The sequence below is a fragment of the Telluria sp. ZT3P25 genome, assembly GCF_059685895.1.
The window spans coordinates 424,051-446,543 of the sequence record NZ_JCASIJ010000002.1 but is presented as its reverse complement, the minus strand read 5'-3'; the positions used below and the strand labels follow the sequence as shown (position 1 = coordinate 446,543).

Sequence of the window (22,493 nt, the reverse complement as noted above, 5' to 3'; positions counted from 1 at the left end):
ACGAACGAGACAAACCATGACAACCACGCTTCGCCCTTCCCTGCTCGCCCTTGCGATCGCCCTTGCCTTGCCTGCCTTCGCGCATGCCGCCCCGGTCGACACCAACCTGGCCGACTGGCCGCGCGTGACCAGCGCGATCAAGAAGGATGCCGCGCTCGAGAAGCGCGTCCAGGAGATCGTCAGCAAGATGACGCTTGCCCAGAAGATCGGCCAGATGACGCAGCCCGAGATCAAGACCGCCACGCCGGCCGACGTGACCAAATACTATCTGGGCTCGGTGCTCAATGGCGGCGGCAGCTGGCCGAACGGGAACAAGGCGGCCAGCGCGAAGGAATGGCTGGCGCTGGCGCAGGCGTACCACGACGCGTCGATGAAGACCGACATGGCGATCAAGGTGCCGGTCGTGTGGGGCACCGACGCGGTCCATGGCCACAACAACGTACCGGGCGCCACGCTGTTCCCGCACAATATCGGGCTGGGCGCGGCGCGCAATCCGAAGCTGATGCGCGAGATCGGCGCGGCCACCGCGAAGGCCGTGCGCGCGACCGGCATCGCCTGGGTGTTCGGCCCGACGCTGGCCGTCGTGCGCGACGATCGCTGGGGCCGCACCTATGAAAGCTATGCCGAGCATCCGGAAGTCGTGCGCAGCTACGCTGGCGAGTACGTCAAAGGCATGCAGGGCGCCTTCAAGGACGACGCCAACACCATTGCGACGGCCAAGCACTTCATCGGCGACGGTGGCACGAAGAACGGCAAGGACCGTGGCGTGACCGAGGCCAGCGCCGTTGACCTTATCAACATCCATGGCGCCGGCTACGTCCCGGCACTGACCGCGGGCGCGCAGACCGTGATGTCGTCGTTTAACAGCTGGACCGACACGGCGGCCGGCGTCGAGCATGGCAAGCTGCATGGCAGCAAAGTGGCGATCACCGACATCCTCAAGAACAAGATGGGCTTCGACGGCTTTGTCGTCACCGACTGGAACGGCATCGGCGAAGTGAAAGGCTGCCGCAACGACAGCTGCGCCCAGGCGGTCAACGCCGGCAACGACATGTTCATGGTGCCGGATGACTGGAAGGCCTTCATCGCCAACACGATCAAGCAGGTCGAGTCGGGCGAGATCCCGATGGCGCGCATCGACGACGCCGTGACCCGCATCATCCGCGTCAAGCTGCGCGCCGGTCTGTTCGACAAGAGCCCGGCCCAGAACGCCTATGCCGGCAAGGACGATGCGATGCAGGCCCGCGCGCTGGCGCGCCAGGCCGTGCGCGAGTCGCTCGTGCTGCTCAAGAACGAAGGCCCGGCCCTGCCGTTAAAGCGCGGCCAGAAAATCCTCGTCGTGGGCAAGAGCGCCGACGAGCTGTCGAACCAGAGCGGCGGCTGGTCGATCACGTGGCAGGGCACCGCCACCACGAATGCCGATTTCAAGAATGCCGACACGATCCTGACCGGTATTCGCGACGCGGCAGGCAGAGACAACGTTCGCTTCAGCGTCGACGCGAAAGACGTCGACGTGACGCAATTCGACACGGTGATTGCCGTGATTGGCGAGCGCCCGTATGCTGAAGGCGATGGCGACATCCACCCATCCGGCACGCTGCGCCACAGCAGCCGCTATCCGGAAGACCTGGCCGTGCTGCAGGCAGTGGCCGGCAAGGGCAAACCCGTCATCACCGTGATGGTCACGGGCCGGCCGGTGTACGGCAACGACCTGCTGAATCTGTCGGACACCTTCATCTCGGCCTGGCTGCCGGGTTCCGAGGGCAAGGGCGTGTCGGACCTGCTCATCGCGGGCGGCAAGCGCTATGACTTCCGCGGCACGCTGCCGTTCTCGTGGCCGAAGTCGGCCTGCCAGGTCAAGCTCAATGTCGGCGACAAGGATTACGCGCCGCTGTTCGCTTACGGCTACGGCCTGAAGGCGGGCACGCGCTCCAAACTCGGCAAGCTCGATGAAACGATTCCGCAAGGCGGGTGCAGCGCCGGCAATACCTTCCCCGTATTCAGCCAGGCCGATCGCACCAGCTTCCCGCTGGCGATCCGCAGCGGCAAGCAAACCACGGTGCTGGGCGCCGACCTGAATGCGAGCTTCACGCTGCCGGGCATCGTCGTGACGACCGCCCAGGTCAACACCCAGCAGGATGCCAAGATGGGCGCCTGGACCGGGCCAGCCACGCTCGAAGCACGCGGTGCGCGCGCCATGGTGGTGCCGGCAGCGGCAGCCAAGGATGGCGCGCTGCGCTTTGACACCATGGTCGCCAAGGCACCTACCGGCAAGGTGATGCTCGCGATGCGCCAGGGCGCGAACGACACCGCGCTCGATGCCACAAGCCTGTTCAAGCGCCTGGCCGACGGCGGCAAGCACACGGTCTCGATCCCACTCGCCTGCTTCCAGGCCAAGGGGCTGGACCTGGCCAAGGTCGATACGCCGTTCAGCGTGACCAGCGACGGCCCGTTCACCGCAGCCTTTGCGAACATCGAGATCGCCGGTGGCGCTGCGAAAGAGGCCGATGCCGTGCGCTGCGAGGACCTGAAATGACGGCAGAGGTGACGCACGGCCTGCGGCTGCTGGCCGACATCGGCGGCACCAATGCACGCTTCGCGCTGCAGTCCGATCCGGCTGGCGGCTTCGATGACGTCGAGGTGCTGACCGGCGCCAGCTACCTGACATTGGGCGACGCGATCCGCGCCTACCTTGAAGGCGCGCGTGCACGCGGGATGGCAGTGGACAGCGTGCGCCATGCGGCGCTGGCGATTGCCAATCCGGTCGAGGGCGACGAGATCCGGATGACCAACCACCACTGGGCCTTTTCGATCGACGCGCTGCGACAGGAACTGGGCTTGACGACGCTGTTGATGGTCAACGACTTCGCGGCGCTGGCGATGGCGCTGCCGCACCTGCCGCCCGGCGGGCGCCAGCGCATCGGCGGTGGCATCGAGCTGCCCAACCGGACCATTGGTCTGATCGGCCCGGGCACGGGCCTGGGTGTCTCGGGCGTGGTTCCGGCCGGCGGGCGCTGGATTGCGCTGTCGGGCGAAGGGGGCCACGTGAGCTTCGCCCCCGTCAACCGCGACGAGGTCGCGATTCTGGAAGCGTTGTGGAGCGAGTACGGCCACGTCTCGGCCGAGCGCCTGTTGTCGGGCATGGGGCTGGAACTGATCCACTGGGCCCGCACCAGCCGGCGCATGAAGGCGGCCGACATCACCACGGCGGCACTCGATGGTTCGTGCCTGGAGTGCCAGGGCTCGGTGCGGGTGTTCTGCGCGATCCTGGGCAGCGTGGCTGGCAATGTCGCGCTCACACTGGGGGCGACTGGCGGCATGTATATCGGCGGTGGCATCGTGCCGCGTTTGGGCTTGCTGTTCGAGCAATCGGCGTTTCGCGCGCGCTTCGAAGACAAGGGCCGCCTGGGTGATTACCTGGCGCGCATACCGACTTACTTGATTACTGAACAATATCCCGCGTTGCGCGGCGTTTCGGCTATGCTGTCGGATCAAATTTTTAGTCTGCACCAATAACGGAGAGACCATGCAGAATCCCATCCAGACCCCATCCGTGCCCAGTGCAGCGATTGACGGCGAACGCAATGCGCATACCGGCGCGCTGTTCATCGTCACCATCCTGTTCTTCATGTGGGGCCTGATCACGTCACTCAACGACGTCCTGATCCCGCACCTGAAATCGATCTACACCCTCACCTACATGCAGGCGATGCTGGTGCAGCTGTGCTTCTTCGGTGCCTACGTCGTCGTCTCGCTGCCGGCCGGCGCGCTGATCCGCCGCCTCGGCTACCAGAACGGCGCCGTCGCCGGCCTGCTGGTCGCGGCCACCGGCTGCGCGCTGTTCTATCCGGCGTCGAACGGCGGCTACGGCCTGTTCCTGTTCGCGCTGTTCGTGCTGGCCAGCGGGATCACGATCCTGCAGGTCGCGGCCAACCCGTACGTCACCGTCCTTGGCCCTGCGCGCACCGCCGCCAGCCGCCTGACGCTCACGCAAGCCTTCAATTCGCTCGGCACCACGGTGGCGCCGACGCTGGGGGGCTTTTTGATCCTGTCGACAGTGGCGCTGTCGGCCGACCAGCTGGCGCTGCTGCCGGAAGCCGAACGGATGGCGCACCGTGCGGCCGAAGCGGCTGCCGTGCAGGGCCCGTACCTCGGCCTGGCCGCGGCGCTCGCGCTGCTTGCCGTGCTGTTCGCACTGGCGCGTCTGCCGAAGATCGAGTTTCAGGACACCACCACCGCTGCCGTCGATGGCAAGGGCGGCGCGATGGCCTACCGCCACCTGGTGCTCGGCGCGCTGGGCATCTTCCTGTACGTGGGCGCTGAAGTCAGTATCGGCAGCTTCCTGATCAACTTTATCGGCGAGCCGCACATTGCCGGGCTGTCGCATGCCGACGCGGCCCGCTACGTCAGCCTGTACTGGGGCGGCGCGCTGGTGGGCCGCTTCATCGGCTTTGCGGTAATGCGCTACGTCAGCCCGGGCAAGTCGCTGGCCGTGACCGCACTCGGTTCGATCGCGCTGGTGCTCACCGCAATCTTCACCGATGGCAGCCTGGCGATGTGGGCGATCATCGCCGTCGGCCTGTGCAACTCGATCATGTTCCCCACCATCTTCAGCATGGCGCTGCACGGCCTGGGCAAGTTCACGGGCCAGGGTTCGGGCATCCTGTGCATGGCCATCGTCGGCGGCGCGATCGTGCCGTTCATCCAGGGCATCCTGGCCGACACCATCGGCCTGCAGATCTCGTTCCTGGTGCCGGCAGCGTGCTACCTGTTCATCCTGTACTACGGCGTGAAGTACGCTGACCTGCACAAGCAGAAGGTGGCGGCGGAATAAACGTCGCCATCATCAACGAAAATGCCCGCACATGATGCGGGCATTTTTTTGGGCACAGCCGGGGTCAGGTCTGACATTCGGACACGACCTCAGCCTTAGCCACTTCCAATGGCGTGTTGCCCAGTATCAGCATGGTCAAGTGCAGCTCGTCCAAAAGATCGATTGTCCAGATCGTGTCCAAATGTCAGACCTGACCCCGGCTTTCGACGAGCTTACTGTAGAGATCGTGTCCGAATGTCAGACCTGACCCCGGCTTTTCGGTGGGGGTTACCGGTTCAGGCGCTTGAGAAGCTGTGCGCGCACCATGCGTGACGCGTTGTCGTCCATTGGGTCGAGCAGGCCGCGCGCGCCTGGCGGGATGTGGGCGGCCGTCTCGGCATCGGCCTCGAACACGTAGTGCCGGAATAGCTCGGCCCAGGCCGCGCGCTGTGCCGGTGGCAGGTCGCGCACCGTCATCAGGGCGTGCATCAGCGCGTTGTTGGGCGTATCCATCCAGGCCGGCGACTGGCGCCACCAGTAATTGATCAGCACATTGACGTCGTCCAGCGCCTCGACGTGGTGCCACCACATGCTGGGGATGAACAGCGCGTCGCCCGGCGCCAGTTCGGCGCTCTGCGCCTGCTCGAGTGCGTCGGCAAAGCGTGGAAAACGTTCGAGATCGGGTTGTGCGAAGTCGACCAGGCTGATGGGCTGGCCGGCCGGCGTCACGTCGATCGGGCCGATGTACAGATTGTGCTGCTGGCCGGGCGGGAAGAGCGTGAAGCGGCGTCGTCCGGCCGCGATGCAGGCCAGGTTGTCCGGCAGGTCGTAGTGGGCAGCGATGCGGGTGCGGTTGCCGATCCAGATGGATGCCAGCGGGTCGCGCGGGCCAAGGTCGACATCGTTCTCGTGCCGGAAGCCCGGCAGCGCGCCGTCGATCGTGGTCGAGCCGACGTAGATGGCGGGCGGCGCCGGCGTGGCCAGGTGCTTGGCCAGTTCATCGAGCACGGCATCGAGCCGCACCCGCAGTGACTGGAAATTGAAGCCGTCGAGCGCGGCGTTGTAGAAGAAGCGGCCCTTGATGTCGGGCGGGCCGAGCATCGCATTGACGGTGGCGTCGCCGCACCAGTGGCGCAGGTAGTCGAGCGCTGCCTGCGGCGACTGGCGCCCTGCGGCCACCACCGGCCAGTGCGCCACCAGGCCGCGCAGCAGCAGCGGCTCGGTCGAGGCCAGGATTGTTGCATCGAGATCGGCCGGCGCCACACCGGCGAGCTCGCGGATGGCGTTAGCGGCGAGCGGCATCGCGGTGATTCTTGCGGTCGATCAGGTTGCGGAAGTTCGACAGCGACGCCAGCGCGAAGTAGATCGGCGCCAGGTAGCCGGCCGCATGCAGTTCGGCGATGACGGCGCCATCGAGCGCGCCCAGGCGTTCTTCATGGATCGTGAAAAAGCCGCCCAGGCGGTGTTGCGCGCCATTGTCGAATTCCATGTCGAGCACGAATGCATCGAGCAGGTCATGGCGCTTGAGCGCTTCGAGGAAGCCGATATTGGCCTGCACGCCGTTGTGGATGTTCGACAGCATGGTGCTGACCTTTTCCAGGTATTCGGTGTTGCCGCCATGCGGCATGAACACCGGCTCGCCGTCGGTCGTGCTCACGCGCGGGTGATCGAGGTCGACCTGGATCATCAGCTCCTCGCCATTGCGGCCGATGTAGAACGGCTGGCGCTCGTGCATCCATGGCACCAGCGGCGCATCCCAGCGGCCGTCCTGCAGGAACAGGTTCTCGTCTTCGGTAAAGCCCAGCAGCGCGATCGCTTCGAAGTTGGTGCCGTCTTCGAGCTGGCGGAAGATGATCGGATAGATCCCCTGCAGCGAGCGGAATTCGTCGGCGAAGGTCGGCACCCACGCGACCTCGCTGCCCAGGCCGGGGCGGTGGCCGCCGATGATGTGCAGATCCTTGTGTTCGATGTTGTTCAGCAGGGCGATATTGGGCATGACTGTCTCGTTGGCGTTGTTGGAATCACTCGGTGAAACGACAACGGCGGGCCGGCTGATGCCGACCCGCCGCTGCGGTTGCAGGGCCGGTGTGCGGGAAGTCTACTCCCGAATACCGGCGCCGGCCAGATGCTGCGCGATCAGAATTTGTAGCGCGCAGCCAGCATGTAACGCGGACCCGATTGCGTCACGAACAGCACCTGCTGCTTGGTGCGGCCATGCGTGCGCTGGATCTCGTCGGTCAGGTTGATGCCCTCGAACGAGACGGACAGGTTCTTGTTGACGTTGTAGCCGACGCTCAGATCGAGCTGGCCGTACGCTTCGACGTAGTTCGGGTTCGGGCCCGAGCCGTCGAAGGTCGACGACAGGAACTCGTCGCGCCAGTTGTAGGCCGCGCGCACGTTCCACTTGTCGTTCTCGAAGATACCCACCAGGTTGGCCGAGTCGCCCAGGCCGACCAGTGCGAACTGCTCGCCCACGCTGCCGTTGTCGTACTTCAGGCCCGAATTGACGTAGGTGTAGTTGGCCTGCACGCCGAAGCCGCTGTTGCCGAACATGTGCTGGAGGTTGAATTCCAGGCCGCGGATGTTCGCCTTCTTCTGGTTCGAGTACGACGTGATGCGGAAGTTCGCGACCGGATCGGTGCCGATGGCCGTGATGGTACCGGTGGCGTCGCCCGAGGCATTGTTCGGCCCTGCGACCACGCCTGGCTGGCCGTTGAAGTTACGGAAGATGTAGTTGCGGATGCAGGTGGTGTCCGCCGTCGTGCAGCTGCCCAGCGCCGCATTCCAGTAGGCGCCGCCCACTGGCGTGCGCACGCCGAACGGCTGGGCGATGATCTGCGACTGGCCGGCGTAGTTCTCGAGCTGCTTGCGGAAGTGGTTGACCGAGATGAAGCTCTGGCGGCCGTAGTACCACTCGAGTGCCAGGTCGAAGTTCTTCGACTTGACCGGCTCCAGCGCCGGATTGCCCTGCGAACCGGTACCGCCTTCGACGCGCGCCAGCGTGTCGAGCACCTGGCCGCCGGCGATCTGGTCGTAGCGTGGCCGGCCGATGGTGTGACCGTAGCTGAAGCGGCCCTTGATGTCGTCGCGCAGGGCGATGTCGGCATCAAAGCTTGGCAGCACGTGGCTGTAGTCGCCTTTCAGCGTCGTGAAGCCGGACTGGCCGAACACCACTGGCAGCTCGTTCTGCGAGACCCAGCTGATTGCGATCGGGGTCGGCACCAGCGCGGTGGAGCTGACGTCCGTCTTCTCGTAACGCACGCCGAGCGAGGTATTGATCGGGTAGCGCGTGTTCCACTCGGTGTTGAACTGCAGGTACAGGCTCTTCGATTTTTCTTCGGTGCGGCGGTCGGTGTCGTAGGTGGTCTTCGGCACGTACAGCTGCGGCAGGCCGGAGGCCTGGGCCACGATATCGCGGATCTGGCTGAAGTTGAAGGTGTGGAAGCGGTCGAACAGGGCCGGGTTGTTGCTGCCGTTGACCTGGTCGAAGTACTTGCCCAGGCTATCGACGGTAAACAGGCTGGCCGGGTAGTCGGACGCCTGCGTCGCGCCGCCCCAGGTGTCGCGCTGCTGCACCGAGAACGCCGAGCGGTAATCGACCTTGGTCGCGCCCAGGCCGAACTTGACCTCGGAGGCTTCCAGCACTTTCCAGCTGCCGTGCGTCTGGATCTGGTCGACTTCGGTCTTCATGTAGCCGTTCTCGAACACCGAGCCGGTCACCTGCTGCGGCGCACGTGCGTAGTCGGCGCCCTGGATGCTCAGCACCGGGAAGTCTTGCGAGAAGTCGGCAGTGGTGTTGCCGCGGCTGAAGCTCGCGGTGCCGATCACGTTGCTCGAACCCCATGGGCTGTCCGGGGTCGACTCGGCCGACGAGCTGTGGGCATCGAGCTCGAAGCGCAGCTCGGGCGTGACGCGCCAGACGGTGTTGAAGCCCAGCGATTTGTTTTCGCTGCGGGTCGCAAAGTCCGACACGCCCATCGCGATGTCGCTGTTCCCGGCCGGGATGAATTCGGTGTAGGTCAGTGGGCCGGCGATCGGGCCGTCGGTCCAGCTGCTCGACGACGGGCCGAAGTTGAACCACGCCGACATGTCATTGCGGCGGGTGTGGATCTTGTTTTCCGAATAGGTGTAGTCGAGGGTACTGGTGATCGACTTGTTCGGTGCGAACTGGAACACGACCTGGCCGTTGGTGCGCTCGCGCTGCACGCCGCTCAGGTTGTAGTTCAGGTTCTGCGGGGTCTGGTACAGGTCGGTCGGACCAGGACGGTTGGTGATCAGCTCCGAGCCTGGCTGGCCTGGCAGCGGGATCGCGCCGTAGGTTGCCTGGTCGCCGCGGAACGGGCCCTTCCAGCCATTGGCCACCGACGCGCGGTTGTAGCCCAGGTTACGTTCCTGGTAGCTGGCCGACAGGCCGATGCCGAAGCGGCCGTCGGCCGAGGTGTTCGAGTAGATGCCCGAGACTTCCGGCGTGACCTTGTTGCCGTGCTGGAGACCGTCCGGCAGGTTGGTGGCCGACGTGTCATGCACGCCCTTGATACCGATGCTGGCCTGCATGCCGGGGCGCGACAGCGGGCGCGCGGTGATCACGTTGATGGTCGCGCCGACGCCGCCGGTCGGGGTCTCGGCGCGGCTCGATTTGTAGACCTGCAGCTGCGAGATCGCTTCGGAAGCGATGTTGGCGAAGTCGAACGCGCGGCCATTGCGGTCGCCCAGGTTCGACACCGGCATCTGGCGGCCATTGAGCAGCACCAGGTTGAAGTCGGGGCCCACACCGCGCACGGTGATCTTCGAGCCTTCGCCGATTTCGCGGTCGATCGACACGCCCGAGATGCGCTGCAGTGATTCGGCCAGGTTCGTGTCGGGGAATTTGCCGATGTCTTCGGCGACGATGCCGTCCACGAAGCCCTGCGCATTGCGCTTGAGGTTCATCGACGATTCGAGACTGGCACGCAGGCCGGTCACGACGACGGTCTGCGTGCCGTTTTGCGCGGGGCCGGTGATCGATGCGGTAGGGTTGCTGGCCGCATCGACCGCCTGGTTAGGGGCGCTGGTGGCGGTTTCGGCTGGCGGCATGCTGACCGCTTCCTGGGCAAACGCCGGCATGAACGCCGCGCATGCGCTGGCAACTGCCAGACTGATCAAGGTCTGTTTAGCCTTTGGGTAGTACATGTCTTCTCCTGTTTTTATAAATATGACCGTGCTCAGACACGGTGTCTCCGCCATCCGGATGCGTCGCCGCTGCCCCGGGTACTGCCTTTCAAACCCGGGCGCCTCCTTGCCCGGCCATACGCCACCATGTGGTGCAGCGAGACCGATCGGTTGTTACCGATGGCCTCGCTGCGTGAATCGCCGGGTGCGCGCTGCACTGTGTCATGTGTCCTCGGCTCCTTGGCGGGTTGCGCCAATCGGGGATCGAAGGGAATTTGTCCGTCGCATGGAAACGTTTCCATGCAGTGAGCTGAATCTTAGAGTTATGAAAATAAATTGTCAACGGAATATTCTGTTACCGCGTCAACAGGGGTGACGTAGTTTTGCAACACTTTGGTGCGCATGGCACGGCTGCCCGTGTTCGCCAGGGGTGATTGACGGGCGCGCGGCCCGCATTGACGGGATGTGTTCGGTAAGCTATAGTCGGCTTGACGTTTTGGTAACGTTTCCAAACTGGAGCATGCATGCACCATTTTCTGGCCTTCTGCGCACGGCGCGTCTCCCACAGCACCCTGCTCGCCGCTGTCTGTGTCACCTTCGCCGCCAGCGTGCAAGCTGCAGCGCCAGCACCAGCACCAACGTTTGCCTGGCCCGGTGGCGCGCGCGCCGCGGTCAGCCTCGCCTACGACGACGCGCTCGACTCGCAACTCGACAACGCGCTGCCGGTGCTGGACCGCCACGGCATCAGGGGCACCTTCTATCTGCAGCTATCGAGCCCGCCGGTGGCAGCGCGCCTGCCGGCCTGGCGCGCGGCCGCCGCCCGCGGTCATGAACTGGGCAACCATAGCCTGTTCCACCAGTGTTCCAGCAAGGGCCCGGACCGCGGCTGGGTCGCTGCGCACCGCGACCTCGCAACGACCAGCCGCGCGCAGATGGTCGACCAGGTCCTGCTGGCCAACACGATGCTCGAAGCCATCGACGGCCGGCGCGAACGCACCTACACGGCGCCCTGCGGCGACGTGCAGGCGCTGGGCGGGGACTACCTGCCGGCACTGCACCCGGCGTTCGTTGCGATCAAGGCGGGCAATGGCCCAGGCGTGCCGGCATCGATGGCGGCAGTCGACCCCTACCAGGTTGCGTCGGTCGGTCCGGTGAGCGCCAGCGGTGCGGAACTGATCGCACTGGTGGAGCAAGCGGTCGCGCGCGGCACCATGGTCGCCTTCACCTTTCACGGCATCGGCGGCGACCATCTGAGCGTGTCGACACAGGCGCATGAAGAACTGGTGCGCTACCTGGCCGAGCACCGTGACATGGTCTGGACCGATACGTTCGTCAAGATCATGCAGCACGTCAGGCAAGAGCAGGCGCGCCTGCCCGGCTGGAAGCTCGCCTGGAGCGACGAATTCAACGGCGCAGCAATCGATCGCACGCTCTGGACGCTGGAGACCGGCGGCCATGGCTGGGGCAACAACGAGATGCAGTTCTACACGGCGCGCCCCGAAAACGTGCGCGTGGAGGACGGCCACCTGGTCATCGAGGCGCGCAAGGAACGCTACGAGGGCAAGGACTACACGTCGGCGCGTCTCAAGACGGCCGGCCTGAAAGAGACGCAGTACGGGCGCTTCGAGGCGCGCATCAAGGTGCCCAAGGGCCAGGGCATCTGGCCGGCGTTCTGGATGCTGGGCGCCGACATCGGCAAGGTCGGCTGGCCGCAGAGCGGCGAGATCGACATCATGGAAATCATCGGCAAGGAACCGCGCAATGCCTACGGCACGCTGCACGGGCCGGGCTACTCGGGCGAGCACGCGTTCAGCAAACCGGTCGCGCTGGACGGCGCCGACTATGGCGACGACTTCCACGTGTTCGCCGTCGAGTGGGAACCGCAGGCGATCCGCTGGTACCGCGACGGCGTGCACTACCACACCGCCACGCCGGCTCTGGTAAAAGGCGACTGGGTATTCGAGCACCCGTTCTTCGTGTTGCTGAACCTGGCCGTCGGCGGTTACTGGCCCGGGTACCCCGACAGCACGACCGTGTTCCCGCGCCGGATGCTGGTCGATTACGTGCGGGTGTATCGCAGGGACCTGACCGGTTCAGCGCAGCGACAGTAACGCCGTTCCACCGGCGCTTAACGGCAGCGCAGTGCCGTAATGCGCCAGGTCGCGGCCCAGCACCAGGCGCAGATTGGCCGATGCGCTGCGCCCGACTTCCTGCAGGTGCACGCTGCCCACGCGCTGCGCCAGGCGCCGGGCAGCATCAACATGCGCTGCGTCGTATTCGATGCGCGTGTGGCGCACCGCAAACCCGGGCTGGTTCGACAGGCGCGTGACCCGCAGGCCAGGTGTGTCGATCTGGCGCGCCAGCGCGCGCGCCATGCCGGTCACGCCATTGCCATTGCGGATCTCGAGGCGTGCCACGGTCGGCTGCAGTGAAAGCGGCTGCACAACAGGCAAGCTTGCCGGTATGCGGCGCAATTCCATCATGCCGTCCACGCCGACATGGATCTGCGCCTGCGCCCAGCCGGGCCGTGGCGCGTCCAGTGCCTGATCGAGCGCGGCGATGCCGGTCTGGCTGCCGGTCGCAGCAAAGTCGGCGCGCAAGTCGTGCTGGCGCAGCGACGCCGCCTGGCGCAGCATCTGCTGCGCGCGTGCTGCCTGTCCCAGCGCGGCCAGCGCCTCGCCCAGCAACTGCCACGAATCGGCCACCAGCGGGTCGAGCAGGCAGGCCCGTTCCAGTGCCGCGCGGGCAGCATCGTAATCGCCACTGCGCAGGTACGCGCTGCCCAGATCGACGAACCGGTGAGCGGTATCCGGTGCAGCTTCCGGGCCGGCGTCGGCTTGCAGCGCTGCGTTCAGGTCGTGCCAGGTAGCGTGCGACACTGGCGCCTGCAGCGGCGCGCACGCCACGAGGCCGGCGCACAGCCATGCCAGCCGGATGAACCGGGTGCTACGGTGAATGGTCGGGCGCATGGGGGACTCCTTGGGTTCAGCGCGCGCTGGCCAGCGCGCTCATGGCACGGGAAATCTGGATTGCCGCCGGTCCCAGCAGGACCATCATCAGCGTCGGGAAGATGCAGAAAATCAGCGGGAACAGCAGCTTGAGGCCGATCCGCGCGGCGGTTTCTTCGGCGATCATGCGCCGCTTGTGGCGCAGGTTGTCCGCATACACGCGCAGTGCGTCGCCCACACTGGTGCCGAAGCGTTCGGACTGGATCAGCATGGCGACCAGAGTATCGACATCGTCGACGCCGGAACGCAGCGCGAAGTTGCGCAGCGCCTTTTCCTTGGTGAAGCCGGCGCGCATTTCCATCAGCACGATCTGCATCTCCTGCGCCAGCACCACGCTCTTGATGTGGATTTCGGCGGCCACCTTGACCAGGGCGCGCTCCAGGCTCAGGCCCGCCTCGACGCACACCGTCAACAGATCCAGCGCATCGGGAATGGTTTCGAAGATCTCGCGCCGGCGCCGCTTGACGCGGCGCGCCAGCACGGCGTTGGGCAGGTAGTAACCGAGCGCGGCGCCGCCCAGCAGAATCATCAGCATCATGCGGCCCGACGTCCCGCCGCGCCACAGCATCACGGGCGTCAGGATAGCGGGCGCCAGCAGCACCAGCACGGTCTTGGCCGCAAAATAGAGCGTTGGCGCCGCCGGGTTGCGCCAGCCGGCGTTCATGAACCGGGTGCGCAGCGTCGACTTTTCCCAGCCCTCTTCAGGAATCGACAGGCGGGTAAGCGGCCGGACGACGCTGGCGATCCGCTCGATCCAGCGCAGGCGCGGCACGTCGCCGATTCCCGACGGGGCGCGCTGGCCGAGAAACTGGCGCAGGCGTTCGCGCAAGGCGACCGGGGCGAACAGGGCCAGCGCGACCCAGCACAGCGCGCAGACCACGACGAACACGACCAGCAGGAACATCAGTTGGGTGATCTTCATCGTGGCCTCACACGCGGATACGGATGGTCAGGCGCAGCCACAGCACGCCGACGATGATCATGCCCAGCCCGTACCACAGCAGCCGCTCGCCGCTCGGGTCGGTCCACAGCATGCTGACGTAATGCGGGCTGCTCACCGTCATCACGCCCATCACGCCAAATGGCAGCAGGCCCAGAATCCAGGCCGACATGCGGCCTTCGGCCGAGAGCACCCGCACCTGGGCCACGAGTTTCAGGCGGGCGCGGATGATGCCGCTGATATTGCCGAGGATTTCGGCCAGGTTGCCGCCCGAATCGCGCTGGATCAGCACCGCGATCACCAGGTAGCGCAGGTCGGTCAGCGGAATGCGCGCGGCCAGGCCGTGCAAGGCTTCGTTCATCGGGACGCCGTAATTGATCTCTTCGCGCGCGATGCGAAATTCGCCGGCCAGCGGCTCGGGCAGTTCATTGCCGACGATCTGCAGCACATTGATGAACGAGTGCCCGGCGCGCAGCGCGCGTGCGATGAAGTCCGCGGCCTCAGGCAACTGGTGCTCGATGCGAATCAGGCGCCGGCTGCGCATCCGGTGCAGCAACCACCAGGGCAGGCCCAGGCTGGTCACGCACAGCACCAGTCGCGCCGGCAGCGGCAGCGACCAGACGGCGCACGCCACCAGGACCGTGATGACGCAGCCGACGGTGGCGGCAATGAAGTGGCTGACGGTCCAGGTGGCCCCGGCCTGCACCAGCAGTGCATCGATGCGCTGGGCCAGGACTGCCCGGTGCAGCAAGCGGTCGAGGGCGGGCTGGCGGCTGTAGGGGCGCTGCTTGAGGATCGAGATGCGTTCGCCCGAGCGGGTCTGCACGCCGCCGGACATCACCTGCAGGCGGCGTGCAATACGGCGCGCCGCCGCGCCGCGGGTACTCATCCACCACAGGTAGAAGCCTTCGACCGCCAGGATGACGGCGGCGAACAGCACCACGACGAATGCATAGAACAGGGTATCCATGACCGATCCTTCAATCAAACACGCGCTCGGGATCGAACGCGTCGTCCGGCACCGGCACCCCGAACAGCCGGAGGCGGTCGGCAAAACGCGGCCGCACACCGGTTGCGCTGAAGTGGCCAAGCACCCTGCCCTGCGGATCGACGCCGCGCTGTTCGAAGCGGAAAATCTCCTGCATCGAAATGATTTCGCCTTCCATGCCGGTGATCTCCTGCATGCTCACCAGCTTGCGCGTGCCGTCGGTCAGGCGCGAGACCTGCAGCACCACCGTCACCGCCGAGACGATCTGCTGGCGGATCGCGCGCGGTGTCAGGTTCACTGCGGCCATGCTGACCATGTTTTCCAGGCGCGAGAGCGCATCGCGCGGCGTGTTCGAGTGGATCGTGGCGAGCGAGCCTTCATGCCCCGTGTTCATCGCCTGCAGCATGTCGAGCGCCTCGGCGCCGCGCACTTCGCCCAGGATGATGCGGTCGGGTCGCATGCGCAGCGCGTTGCGCACCAGTGCGCGCTGCGTGACTTCGCCCTTGTCCTCGATGTTCGGCGGGCGCGTTTCCAGCCGCACGACGTGTGGCTGGCGCAGTTGCAGCTCGGCCGCATCCTCGATCGTCACGACCCGTTCGCTGGCCGGGATGAACCCCGAGATCAGATTGAGCAACGTGGTCTTGCCGCTGCCGGTGCCGCCCGAGATCAGGATGTTGACCTTGGCCGTGCCCAGGCCCTCGATCACCTGGATCATCGGCGGGGACACGCTTTTGTAGTCGAGCAGGTTCTGCACCGTCAGCGGACTGCCGCCGAAGCGTCGGATCGACAGGATGGGCCCGTCGACGGCCAGCGGCGGGATGATGGCATTCACGCGCGAGCCGTCCGGCAGGCGCGCGTCGACCATCGGGCTCGATTCGTCGACCCGGCGCCCCACGCGCGAGACGATCTTTTCGATGATCTTCATCAGGTGGGCGTTGTCGTGGAAGGTGACATCGGTCAGTTCGAGCTTGCCGTAGCGTTCGACCCAGACCTTGCTGGCGGTGTTGACCAGGATGTCCGAGATCGTCGGATCGGCCAGTAGCGGTTCGAGCGGGCCGAAGCCGAGCATCTCGTGCTGGATGTCGAGCACCAGGTGGTGGCGCTCGTGCTGGTTCAGCACAATGCGTTCATCTTCGATGATGCGCTGGACCAGCAGCGCCAGTTCGTGCTTGAACTGTTCGGCGGTCAGGCGCTTCAGGCGCTCCAGATCGATCCGGTCGAGGATCATCTGGTGCATCAGCTTCTTGAGCTCCTGGTAGGCCTGGTTGGGCGCTTCGTGCGATTCGGCGCCGGTCGGACGCTCGGGGTCGGGCAGCGCAAGGCGTTCGCGAAGGGACATCGATGTCTCCAGAGCGTGATTGAGGCGGGGGAACGGGTCAGTCGTCGTGATCCTGGCGCCCGAACAGGCGCCCCAGCAGGCCGCGGCTTTCGTGGACCCGCTGCGCGGTCACCAGTTCGACCAGGTCGGCCAGGCTGCGCGCCGCGGCGCTCGAGCGCGACAGCTGCAGCACCGGCACGCCCTGGTTCACCGAGTCGGTGACCGCGATGTAGTCGTTGGGGAAGGTGTGCACCACCTCGCAGCCCAGCGCCGCATGCAGGTCCTGCAGGCGCAGCTTGCCGCCCTTTTCGTAGCGGTTGACGATCAGGCGGATGTTGTCCAGCACATAGCCGAGCGAGCGGAAGATGTCGAGCAGGCGGCGCGCATCGCGGATGTCGGGCAGCGCCAGTTGCAGCAAGGGATAGATGGTGTCGGTCACGTCCAGCGCGCGCAGCGACACCGCATCGATCTGGCGCCCGACGTCGAGCAGCACGTAATCGTAGTGCTGGCGCGCCACGCGCAGGATGGTGTCGATATGTTCGGGCTTGGCCTGCCGCTCGTGGGCCGGATCGTCGGCCGCCGCCAGCACGCCGAAGCCGGGCGTGACATGCACCAGGCACGATTCGAGAAACGGCCCGTCGATACGCGCGATCTGGGCGCACACGTCCGACATCGTCATGGCCGGCTTCTGGTCCGACACGTACAGGGCGGCGTCGCCGAACTGGCCGTGCAGGTCGATCAGCAATACCTTCTTTCCCGCCAGCGTGGCCAGCGCGTAGCCGAAGTTGGTCGAGATGAAGGTGGCGCCGCTGCCGCCCTTGCAGGCGATGAAGGCCAGTACCTTCCCGTCGCGCATGGTCGATACGCCGGCGGCGCTCGCAATGCGGTCCATCGCCTCATGGAAGGCGCGGTGCACCAGCGGCAGTTGCAGCAGCTCGCGCACGCCGGCCCGCATCGCGGTGATCAACAGGTCGGGCTGGTGCTGGGTGGTCAGCAGCATCAGTTGCGCCGTCGGATACTGGCGGCCCAGGCGTTCGAGCAGGTTCGCTTCGGACGGCTCGAGGTTGCTGGCATCGACGATCACGAGTTGCGGCGCATCCGGGTCGGGCCGGTCGAGCGCTTCGCGCAGACCGGCGCGGGTCGCGGCCACCTGCATGGGCGGCACGCGCGCGGCGCCCTGGGAAGCCAGTTCCGCATACAGGTGGCTGTCGCAGCTGATCAGGAGCGCTCTCATGAAATCCTCGATATGGGTGTAGCCGCGCGCTCAGTGCGAACGAATCATGGGCGCCGGCTGGCCGGTGTCCGGTTCTGCAAACGAGCGCTCGTAGTTGTCGATGGCGGCGCGCGCTGCCGGTCCGCTGAGCCCTGCAGCAGGGTGGCGGATGTTGCCTGCCGCCGGGTCGATCGTCTGCGCAGCCAGGTTGGCGCGGGTCGCCGTACCGAACTGGCTGTCCCAGTGCGGCGTGCTCGAAACGCAGCCTTGCGCGCTGCCGGCAAACAGCGCCAGCGCGGCCCAGCGTGTGAATGTGGATGCCATCCTGCTCTCCTGGTTCAGTTCGGGGTCGCCGGCGCCTGCGCCGGTGCAGATGGCACGGGCGTAGCGCCAACGGCAGGCGCGCCTTCCAGACGCCCGCCGAGCAGCACGCCGGCGCGCGATGGCACATCGAAACGGTCGGTCGGCAGGCTCAGGCTGCCGGCCGGCAGCGGCTTGACCAGGCGCGCCGTGATCACGAACACGAGTTCGGTGCGCTCCTGCTGGAAGTCAGTGCTGCGAAACAGCGCGCCCAGCACCGGCACGTCGCCCAGTCCCGGCAAGCCTTTCATGTTGGCCACCAGGTTGTTGCGCACCAGGCCACCGATGGCGAAACTCTGGCCATCGTGCAGCTGCACCGTGGTGCTGGCGCGGCGCGTGGTCAGCAGCGGCATGATCGCGGTGCCGGCAACGCCGGCGGCGCTGATGCCGATCCCTTCGCGCGACAGCTCCGAGACTTCGGGCGCGACTTTCAGGTTGATCAGTCCCCCGGCCAGCACGGTCGGCGTAAACCGCAGGCCGACCCCGAATTCCTTCTCTTCCAGCGTCACCTTGTTGTTGTCCTGTGCCACCGGGATGAAGAACTTGCCACCGGCGAGGAACGCGCCTTCCTGGCCACTGAGGGCCAGCAGGTTCGGTTCGGCCAGGATGCGCACCAGGCCATCGAGCTTGTCGGCATCGATACCGAAGCGGTTGCCGTTGGTTTTCAGGCCAGCCAGGCCACCGCGTGCCAGGCCGCTGAGAAAATCGCTGGCCAGCGTGGTGGTCCAGCTGCCGGACCCAAAGCTGAAGCGGATCCCGGTTTCGAGCCGCTCGAGCAGCGTGCGCGCGACTTCGGCCACCTTGACCTCGAGCTGCACCTGCTGCGGCGCGCTGACCGCCAGCAGGTTGACCACGCGGGCGCTGGCGCCACCGGCGCCGGCCGCCGCGCCGCTGCCGCTGCCCTTGTCAACCAGGATCACGCCGTCGGTCGCGTTGTCCTTGTCGGGCGCCGGCAATGGGCGCAGCGGACGGCGCACGTAGGCAACCGCCAGTTCCACAGCGCGGTTGACCGCGCTGGCGTCGCTGACGGTGCCGGTCAGCACCAGCGTGTCATTGGCGGCCAGCACCCGGATCTGCTTCTCGTCCGGCATGGCCGCGCCCAGCATGGCTTGCAGGCCGCCCGGGTCGATCGCGACCGTGATGTCGATCACGCTGCACAAGCCGCTGCGGCCCTGCACGATCATGTTGGTGGTGCCGACATCGACGCCGGCGATGTAGAGCGTGTCCGGTGCGACCAGCATCGCCTGCACCACGGCCGGGTTGCCGACGCTGCGCCGGCGCACCGCTTCGGGCAGACGCAGCATGGTCGACTTGCCCATCTGGAGCGCCATGACGGCGGGCCGGGCTGCATCGCCCTGGCAGCCGGTGTCCAGGCGCAGGTCAGGCCGGTCAGGCCGCAGTGCCGTGCCGGGCGCTGCGGTTTTCTGGACGACCGGGGCCGCCAGGGCCAGGGCGCTCACACCTGCCAGCATGGCCGCGAGACAAACGCGCAGTGCGATCGTGGGATGTCGGTGCATGATCGGTCCAATCGAAGACATCAGAAGCACTCCTGCGATGCGTGCAGGCCGTTGATGACGCTGATGCAGTCCCGGTGCGGTGCCGGCAGCGGCGCACGCACCTGCTGCAGGCGTGGCCTTGGTGGAAGCGCTGCGCGCAGCACGACCGGCGCCGGTGGCGGCGCCGGCAGCAGGCTCTCTTTGGTGGCGCCGGTGGTGGTGATGGCGGCCGGATCGATCTGGTTGCGCAGCGCCAGCGACAACGCACCGACGCTGCGCGCCAGATCGAGCTTTTTGGCCTGTTCGGGCGTTACTTCGAGCGTGACGGCATTGACAACCTTGGGCTTGGTCTCGTCGCGCCCTACTTCCTGGGCCACCGCCAGCACCAGGATGCGCTCCAGGACGATCTTCGAGATGCTGTGCGCACGTTCCTGCGGGGCATTCGGATCGGGCGCCGTCTCGGTACTGACGATGATGTCGACGTAGTTGCCCGGCAGGGCGAAGCCGGCCACGCCGATCACGTCGTTGACGCGCACCGTGATGGCGCGCTTGCCTTCGGCGATCAGGGCCGACAGGCCCCCCAGCGTGCCGGCCGGAGCCAGCTTGGCTTCGCTCACCGGCTCGCCGGCGAGCAGGCTGCTGCGCAACACGCGCCCGTTCAGCGCCTTGGGATCGGTGAACGCGCCCTTGGGCACGCTGGCGGTGGGCCAGTCCACCACGATGAACAGCGCCGGGTTGAGACGCTGGCCGATGTCGATGTCGCTGCTCGCGACGACGATCCTGCCGGCCGTGCTCACCGGCGCATTGAGCAGCCAGCGCGCGGCCAGCGCCACGGCCAGCAGGCCAAGCAGCACGGCCAGCGCCATCATGATCATGGCTCGTTGATTTTTCATGCTGCGTCCCCTTCGCCGAACAGGCTGCACCAGGCGCGGGTCAGGCCATCGACGTCGCAGCGCGGCGCCTGACCGGTGTAGCCGGCGAAGTCGGCGATCCGGCCCAGCAGCTCGTGCGGATAGGCGGCCAGCAGCGCGCGCCCGGTGCGGCGGTGCAGGTGCTCGATCAGGAAGGCGATCGCGCTGTCGTCCAGATCGATCCGGCGCAGCCGTGCCTGGCGCCGCAGCAGTGAGCGGTAGCTGTGCTCCGACAGCGGTCCGACCGGAATCCGGTAACCGATGCGGCGCAGGCAGGCATCGTCGAGCACCGACTCGGGCGCGAGGCTGGTGGCCAGCACCAGGCTGACATCGAACGGCAAGGCGTGGGTGGGGCCACCCGGCACCGTGACGTGGTCCTGGCCCGCTTCGAGCGCGCCGAGCCAGCGGTGCAGCAGTTCGTCCGGCGGCACGCGCTGGCAACCCAGATCGTCCACCACCAGCAAGCCGTTGTTGGCCAGGATGTGGGGCGGTGCTCGCAGCACGCCGCTACCGGGGTCGCTGCGCAGTTCCAGCATGTCGCGCGCCAGCTCTGGGCCCACGTGCACCAGCGGACGCTGGCTCAGGGCCCAGCGTGCATCGCTGCTGCGGCGCTCTTCCAGCGCGCGTGCGTGCAGCGGGACGGGATGCAGCGCCAGATCGTGCAGTGCGATGATTTCGTGGTTCACCAGCACCGCATACGGTACCGCGATCGGATCCTGGCGCAAACGGGCCAGCTTGCGCGCCAGCGTCGTCTTGCCGCTGCCGGATGGGCCATACAGCAGCAGCGGGCGGCCCGAATACAGGGCCGCGCCGATCTGCTCGCGGATCGCCGGTGCCAGGGGGTCGCCGTCGAGCACGGTCTCGAGCTCGGCGCGCGTGACGCGCGCTGCATCCGGCTGGCGCTGCGACTGGCGCGCGACCACAGCGCGCCACGCCGCCAGTGTCACCGGCGCCGGGCCGACATAGCGCGATTCGGCCAGGTGTTCGCCCGCCGCGCGCTGGCCCAGGGCGGTCAACTGATAATGCACATCGAGGTCGCTGTCGCCCGAATACGCAACCTCGGCCTGCTGCGCGCCCACCAGGGCCTGCAGCACCTCGCGCAGCACGCTGACCGACAGGCGCAGGCGCCCGGTCAGCCTGGACAAGGGCGTCTTGCCATCGGCATGCAGGGTCTTGATCACGAGCGCCGTCACCAGGCGCGCGTCGAGCCCCGTATCGCGCACCGTGCGCGGCTGGCGCGGCAGCACCGTAGCAGGATTGCCATCCGCATCCAGCACTGGCGCAGACAGGGACAATGACGCATCCGTCCCTGCCGGCCCGGCGGCCGCTAACACTCCGATCATGACGCCTCCTGCTGCTGATGTTGGTTCTGGGAAAACCTCAATTGATTCTAACGAGCATCTATTTGTGGTACTTGATGCCTGACAAGAGACACCCGGCGCTCACGCCAGGTGTGGCGGACCGTAACGGCCCACCAGATGCACGATCGTTCCGGCCGCAATGGCCAGGCCATACGGAATCGATCCGGCGCTCGGCCGGCCGCCCTGGTCCGCAGACGGCAAACGCTGCAGGCGCAGCAGCATGGGCAGCAACATGCCCCACAGATTGGCCAGGGCCAGGCGCAGCCGCCCTTTGACGACCAAAATGGCAAGTGCCATCAGTCCGCCTGCGCACCAGGCCAGAACGGCGATGCGCAGCGCGTCGCCCGGCCCCGTGAAAATGCCGACGGCGGCCATCATCTTGACGTCGCCGGCGGCCATGCCGCGTAGCAGATAGAACGGCAGCAGGACGGCCAGCCCTGTCGCGCAGCCGCCCAGCGCGCCCAGCAGTGCTGTGCCCGGTTGCGGCGACAGCAGATGCAGCAACAGCCCGCCCAACACGCCAGCGAGTAACAGTAAATTGGGAATGCGCCGACTTTCCAGGTCCTTGATCGCGGCTGCCGTAACGAGCAGCAGCAGCAGCGTGTCGAGGTAGGGTGCGATATCCATGACCGGCTCCTGAAAAAAATGCCCCCCGGGGCCGAATTGCACACCGGGGGGCACGGGGATTACGGTGCGGTCGGGGCAGCGTCCTCCAGCTTGTCCCGGATGTACTCGAACGTTTCCTTGATACCAGTGCCGACCTCGCCAGCCACGGTGGCCATTGCGACGCCGATGAGTGCAGCGATCAGGCCATACTCGATGGCAGTCACACCGTTTTCATCTGCGATGAAGGCTTTGATGGCGGAGGTAATCGTGCTCATGACAAAACTCCTTGTAGTGGTGGATAAAGTACTGGCTGCGACCGGGCCCGGTCGCC

18 protein-coding genes are annotated in these 22,493 nt (G+C 66.4%); 4 read left to right on the top strand and 14 right to left on the bottom strand.

What is annotated here, in order from left to right:
• Nucleotides 1-16: 16 nt before the first annotated feature.
• Genes AC56LY_RS20510 through AC56LY_RS20500 form a run of 3 tightly spaced genes read left to right on the top strand, consistent with a single transcriptional unit; the run spans nucleotide 17 to nucleotide 4,834 of the window.
• A complete protein-coding gene (locus AC56LY_RS20510; protein WP_499582719.1) occupies nucleotides 17-2,536 on the top strand; it encodes a glycoside hydrolase family 3 protein in 2,520 nt (839 codons plus the stop codon).
• Nucleotides 2,533-3,516 carry a glucokinase gene (locus AC56LY_RS20505; protein WP_499582717.1) on the top strand — a complete coding sequence of 328 codons (984 nt, stop codon included), beginning with the start codon at nucleotides 2,533-2,535 and terminating at the stop codon, nucleotides 3,514-3,516. The genes AC56LY_RS20510 and AC56LY_RS20505 overlap by 4 nt, the downstream gene beginning before the upstream one ends.
• 10 nt (nucleotides 3,517-3,526) lie before the next feature.
• The gene (locus AC56LY_RS20500) at nucleotides 3,527-4,834 is read left to right on the top strand and encodes a sugar MFS transporter (protein ID WP_499582715.1); all 1,308 of its coding nucleotides are present in this window, start codon (nucleotides 3,527-3,529) and stop codon (nucleotides 4,832-4,834) included.
• Nucleotides 4,835-5,101: 267 nt separating this feature from the next.
• Here AC56LY_RS20500 and AC56LY_RS20495 read toward each other — a convergent pair whose 3' ends face one another.
• From AC56LY_RS20495 to AC56LY_RS20485, 3 genes are all read right to left on the bottom strand, one after another.
• A complete protein-coding gene (locus tag AC56LY_RS20495; RefSeq protein WP_499582713.1) occupies nucleotides 5,102-6,115 on the bottom strand; it encodes a cupin-like domain-containing protein in 1,014 nt (337 codons plus the stop codon).
• Nucleotides 6,099-6,809: a SapC family protein gene (locus AC56LY_RS20490; protein ID WP_499582711.1), complete on the bottom strand. Its 711-nt coding sequence runs from the start codon at nucleotides 6,807-6,809 to the stop codon at nucleotides 6,099-6,101. Before AC56LY_RS20490 ends, AC56LY_RS20495 begins: the two co-directional genes overlap by 17 nt.
• A 140-nt stretch (nucleotides 6,810-6,949) precedes the next feature.
• Nucleotides 6,950-9,982: a TonB-dependent receptor gene (locus AC56LY_RS20485; protein WP_499582709.1), complete on the bottom strand. Its 3,033-nt coding sequence runs from the start codon at nucleotides 9,980-9,982 to the stop codon at nucleotides 6,950-6,952.
• A 503-nt stretch (nucleotides 9,983-10,485) separates the two neighbouring features.
• Here AC56LY_RS20485 and AC56LY_RS20480 point away from each other — a divergent pair.
• A complete protein-coding gene (locus AC56LY_RS20480) occupies nucleotides 10,486-12,072 on the top strand; it encodes a family 16 glycosylhydrolase (protein ID WP_499582707.1) in 1,587 nt (528 codons plus the stop codon).
• On the opposite strand, the gene AC56LY_RS20475 is transcribed toward AC56LY_RS20480, so the two are convergent.
• From AC56LY_RS20475 to AC56LY_RS20425, 11 genes are all read right to left on the bottom strand, one after another.
• Nucleotides 12,055-12,930: a LytR C-terminal domain-containing protein gene (locus tag AC56LY_RS20475; RefSeq protein ID WP_499582705.1), complete on the bottom strand. Its 876-nt coding sequence runs from the start codon at nucleotides 12,928-12,930 to the stop codon at nucleotides 12,055-12,057. The two genes, AC56LY_RS20480 and AC56LY_RS20475, sit on opposite strands and share 18 nt — an antisense overlap.
• A gap of 16 nt (nucleotides 12,931-12,946) precedes the next feature.
• The gene (locus AC56LY_RS20470; RefSeq protein ID WP_499582703.1) at nucleotides 12,947-13,891 is read right to left on the bottom strand and encodes a type II secretion system F family protein; all 945 of its coding nucleotides are present in this window, start codon (nucleotides 13,889-13,891) and stop codon (nucleotides 12,947-12,949) included.
• 7 nt (nucleotides 13,892-13,898) lie between these two features.
• Complete coding sequence (locus AC56LY_RS20465) at nucleotides 13,899-14,879, bottom strand: type II secretion system F family protein (protein WP_499582701.1); 981 nt, start codon at nucleotides 14,877-14,879, stop codon at nucleotides 13,899-13,901.
• A 10-nt stretch (nucleotides 14,880-14,889) separates the two neighbouring features.
• Nucleotides 14,890-16,236 (bottom strand): TadA family conjugal transfer-associated ATPase, encoded by a 1,347-nt coding sequence (locus tag AC56LY_RS20460; RefSeq protein WP_499582699.1) that lies wholly within the window; start codon nucleotides 16,234-16,236, stop codon nucleotides 14,890-14,892.
• Between the two features lie 37 nt (nucleotides 16,237-16,273).
• Nucleotides 16,274-17,449 carry a CpaE/TadZ family protein gene (locus AC56LY_RS20455; RefSeq protein WP_499582697.1) on the bottom strand — a complete coding sequence of 392 codons (1,176 nt, stop codon included), beginning with the start codon at nucleotides 17,447-17,449 and terminating at the stop codon, nucleotides 16,274-16,276.
• 30 nt (nucleotides 17,450-17,479) lie between these two features.
• A complete protein-coding gene (locus AC56LY_RS20450) occupies nucleotides 17,480-17,752 on the bottom strand; it encodes a hypothetical protein (protein ID WP_499582695.1) in 273 nt (90 codons plus the stop codon).
• A gap of 14 nt (nucleotides 17,753-17,766) precedes the next feature.
• Nucleotides 17,767-19,305: a type II and III secretion system protein family protein gene (locus tag AC56LY_RS20445; protein WP_499582693.1), complete on the bottom strand. Its 1,539-nt coding sequence runs from the start codon at nucleotides 19,303-19,305 to the stop codon at nucleotides 17,767-17,769.
• Nucleotides 19,306-19,325: 20 nt separating this feature from the next.
• Nucleotides 19,326-20,177 carry a Flp pilus assembly protein CpaB gene (gene cpaB, locus AC56LY_RS20440; RefSeq protein WP_499582691.1) on the bottom strand — a complete coding sequence of 284 codons (852 nt, stop codon included), beginning with the start codon at nucleotides 20,175-20,177 and terminating at the stop codon, nucleotides 19,326-19,328.
• Nucleotides 20,174-21,538 (bottom strand): DUF8689 domain-containing protein, encoded by a 1,365-nt coding sequence (locus tag AC56LY_RS20435; RefSeq protein ID WP_499582689.1) that lies wholly within the window; start codon nucleotides 21,536-21,538, stop codon nucleotides 20,174-20,176. Before AC56LY_RS20435 ends, cpaB begins: the two co-directional genes overlap by 4 nt.
• A gap of 99 nt (nucleotides 21,539-21,637) precedes the next feature.
• On the bottom strand, nucleotides 21,638-22,183 hold the full coding sequence (locus AC56LY_RS20430) for an A24 family peptidase (protein ID WP_499582687.1): 546 nt from the start codon (nucleotides 22,181-22,183) through the stop codon (nucleotides 21,638-21,640).
• Nucleotides 22,184-22,242: 59 nt separating this feature from the next.
• Nucleotides 22,243-22,437, bottom strand: a complete 195-nt coding sequence (locus AC56LY_RS20425; RefSeq protein WP_499582685.1) for a Flp family type IVb pilin — start codon at nucleotides 22,435-22,437, stop codon at nucleotides 22,243-22,245.
• Nucleotides 22,438-22,493 lie beyond the last annotated feature (56 nt).

Bases quoted from the DNA above. Each gene is read 5' to 3' on its own strand.
- AC56LY_RS20470 (WP_499582703.1), bottom strand. From the start codon at position 13,891: ATGAAGATCACCCAACTGATGTTCCTGCTGGTCGTGTTCGTCGTGGTC.
- AC56LY_RS20425 (WP_499582685.1), bottom strand. From the start codon at position 22,437: ATGAGCACGATTACCTCCGCCATCAAAGCCTTCATCGCAGATGAAAAC.
- AC56LY_RS20450 (WP_499582695.1), bottom strand. From the start codon at position 17,752: ATGGCATCCACATTCACACGCTGGGCCGCGCTGGCGCTGTTTGCCGGC.
- AC56LY_RS20455 (WP_499582697.1), bottom strand. From the start codon at position 17,449: ATGAGAGCGCTCCTGATCAGCTGCGACAGCCACCTGTATGCGGAACTG.
- AC56LY_RS20490 (WP_499582711.1), bottom strand. From the start codon at position 6,809: ATGCCCAATATCGCCCTGCTGAACAACATCGAACACAAGGATCTGCAC.
- AC56LY_RS20500 (WP_499582715.1), top strand. From the start codon at position 3,527: ATGCAGAATCCCATCCAGACCCCATCCGTGCCCAGTGCAGCGATTGAC.
- AC56LY_RS20495 (WP_499582713.1), bottom strand. From the start codon at position 6,115: ATGCCGCTCGCCGCTAACGCCATCCGCGAGCTCGCCGGTGTGGCGCCG.
- AC56LY_RS20475 (WP_499582705.1), bottom strand. From the start codon at position 12,930: ATGCGCCCGACCATTCACCGTAGCACCCGGTTCATCCGGCTGGCATGG.
- cpaB (WP_499582691.1), bottom strand. From the start codon at position 20,177: ATGAAAAATCAACGAGCCATGATCATGATGGCGCTGGCCGTGCTGCTT.
- AC56LY_RS20485 (WP_499582709.1), bottom strand. From the start codon at position 9,982: ATGTACTACCCAAAGGCTAAACAGACCTTGATCAGTCTGGCAGTTGCC.
- AC56LY_RS20480 (WP_499582707.1), top strand. From the start codon at position 10,486: ATGCACCATTTTCTGGCCTTCTGCGCACGGCGCGTCTCCCACAGCACC.
- AC56LY_RS20430 (WP_499582687.1), bottom strand. From the start codon at position 22,183: ATGGATATCGCACCCTACCTCGACACGCTGCTGCTGCTGCTCGTTACG.
- AC56LY_RS20505 (WP_499582717.1), top strand. From the start codon at position 2,533: ATGACGGCAGAGGTGACGCACGGCCTGCGGCTGCTGGCCGACATCGGC.
- AC56LY_RS20460 (WP_499582699.1), bottom strand. From the start codon at position 16,236: ATGTCCCTTCGCGAACGCCTTGCGCTGCCCGACCCCGAGCGTCCGACC.
- AC56LY_RS20435 (WP_499582689.1), bottom strand. From the start codon at position 21,538: ATGATCGGAGTGTTAGCGGCCGCCGGGCCGGCAGGGACGGATGCGTCA.
- AC56LY_RS20510 (WP_499582719.1), top strand. From the start codon at position 17: ATGACAACCACGCTTCGCCCTTCCCTGCTCGCCCTTGCGATCGCCCTT.
- AC56LY_RS20465 (WP_499582701.1), bottom strand. From the start codon at position 14,879: ATGGATACCCTGTTCTATGCATTCGTCGTGGTGCTGTTCGCCGCCGTC.
- AC56LY_RS20445 (WP_499582693.1), bottom strand. From the start codon at position 19,305: ATGCACCGACATCCCACGATCGCACTGCGCGTTTGTCTCGCGGCCATG.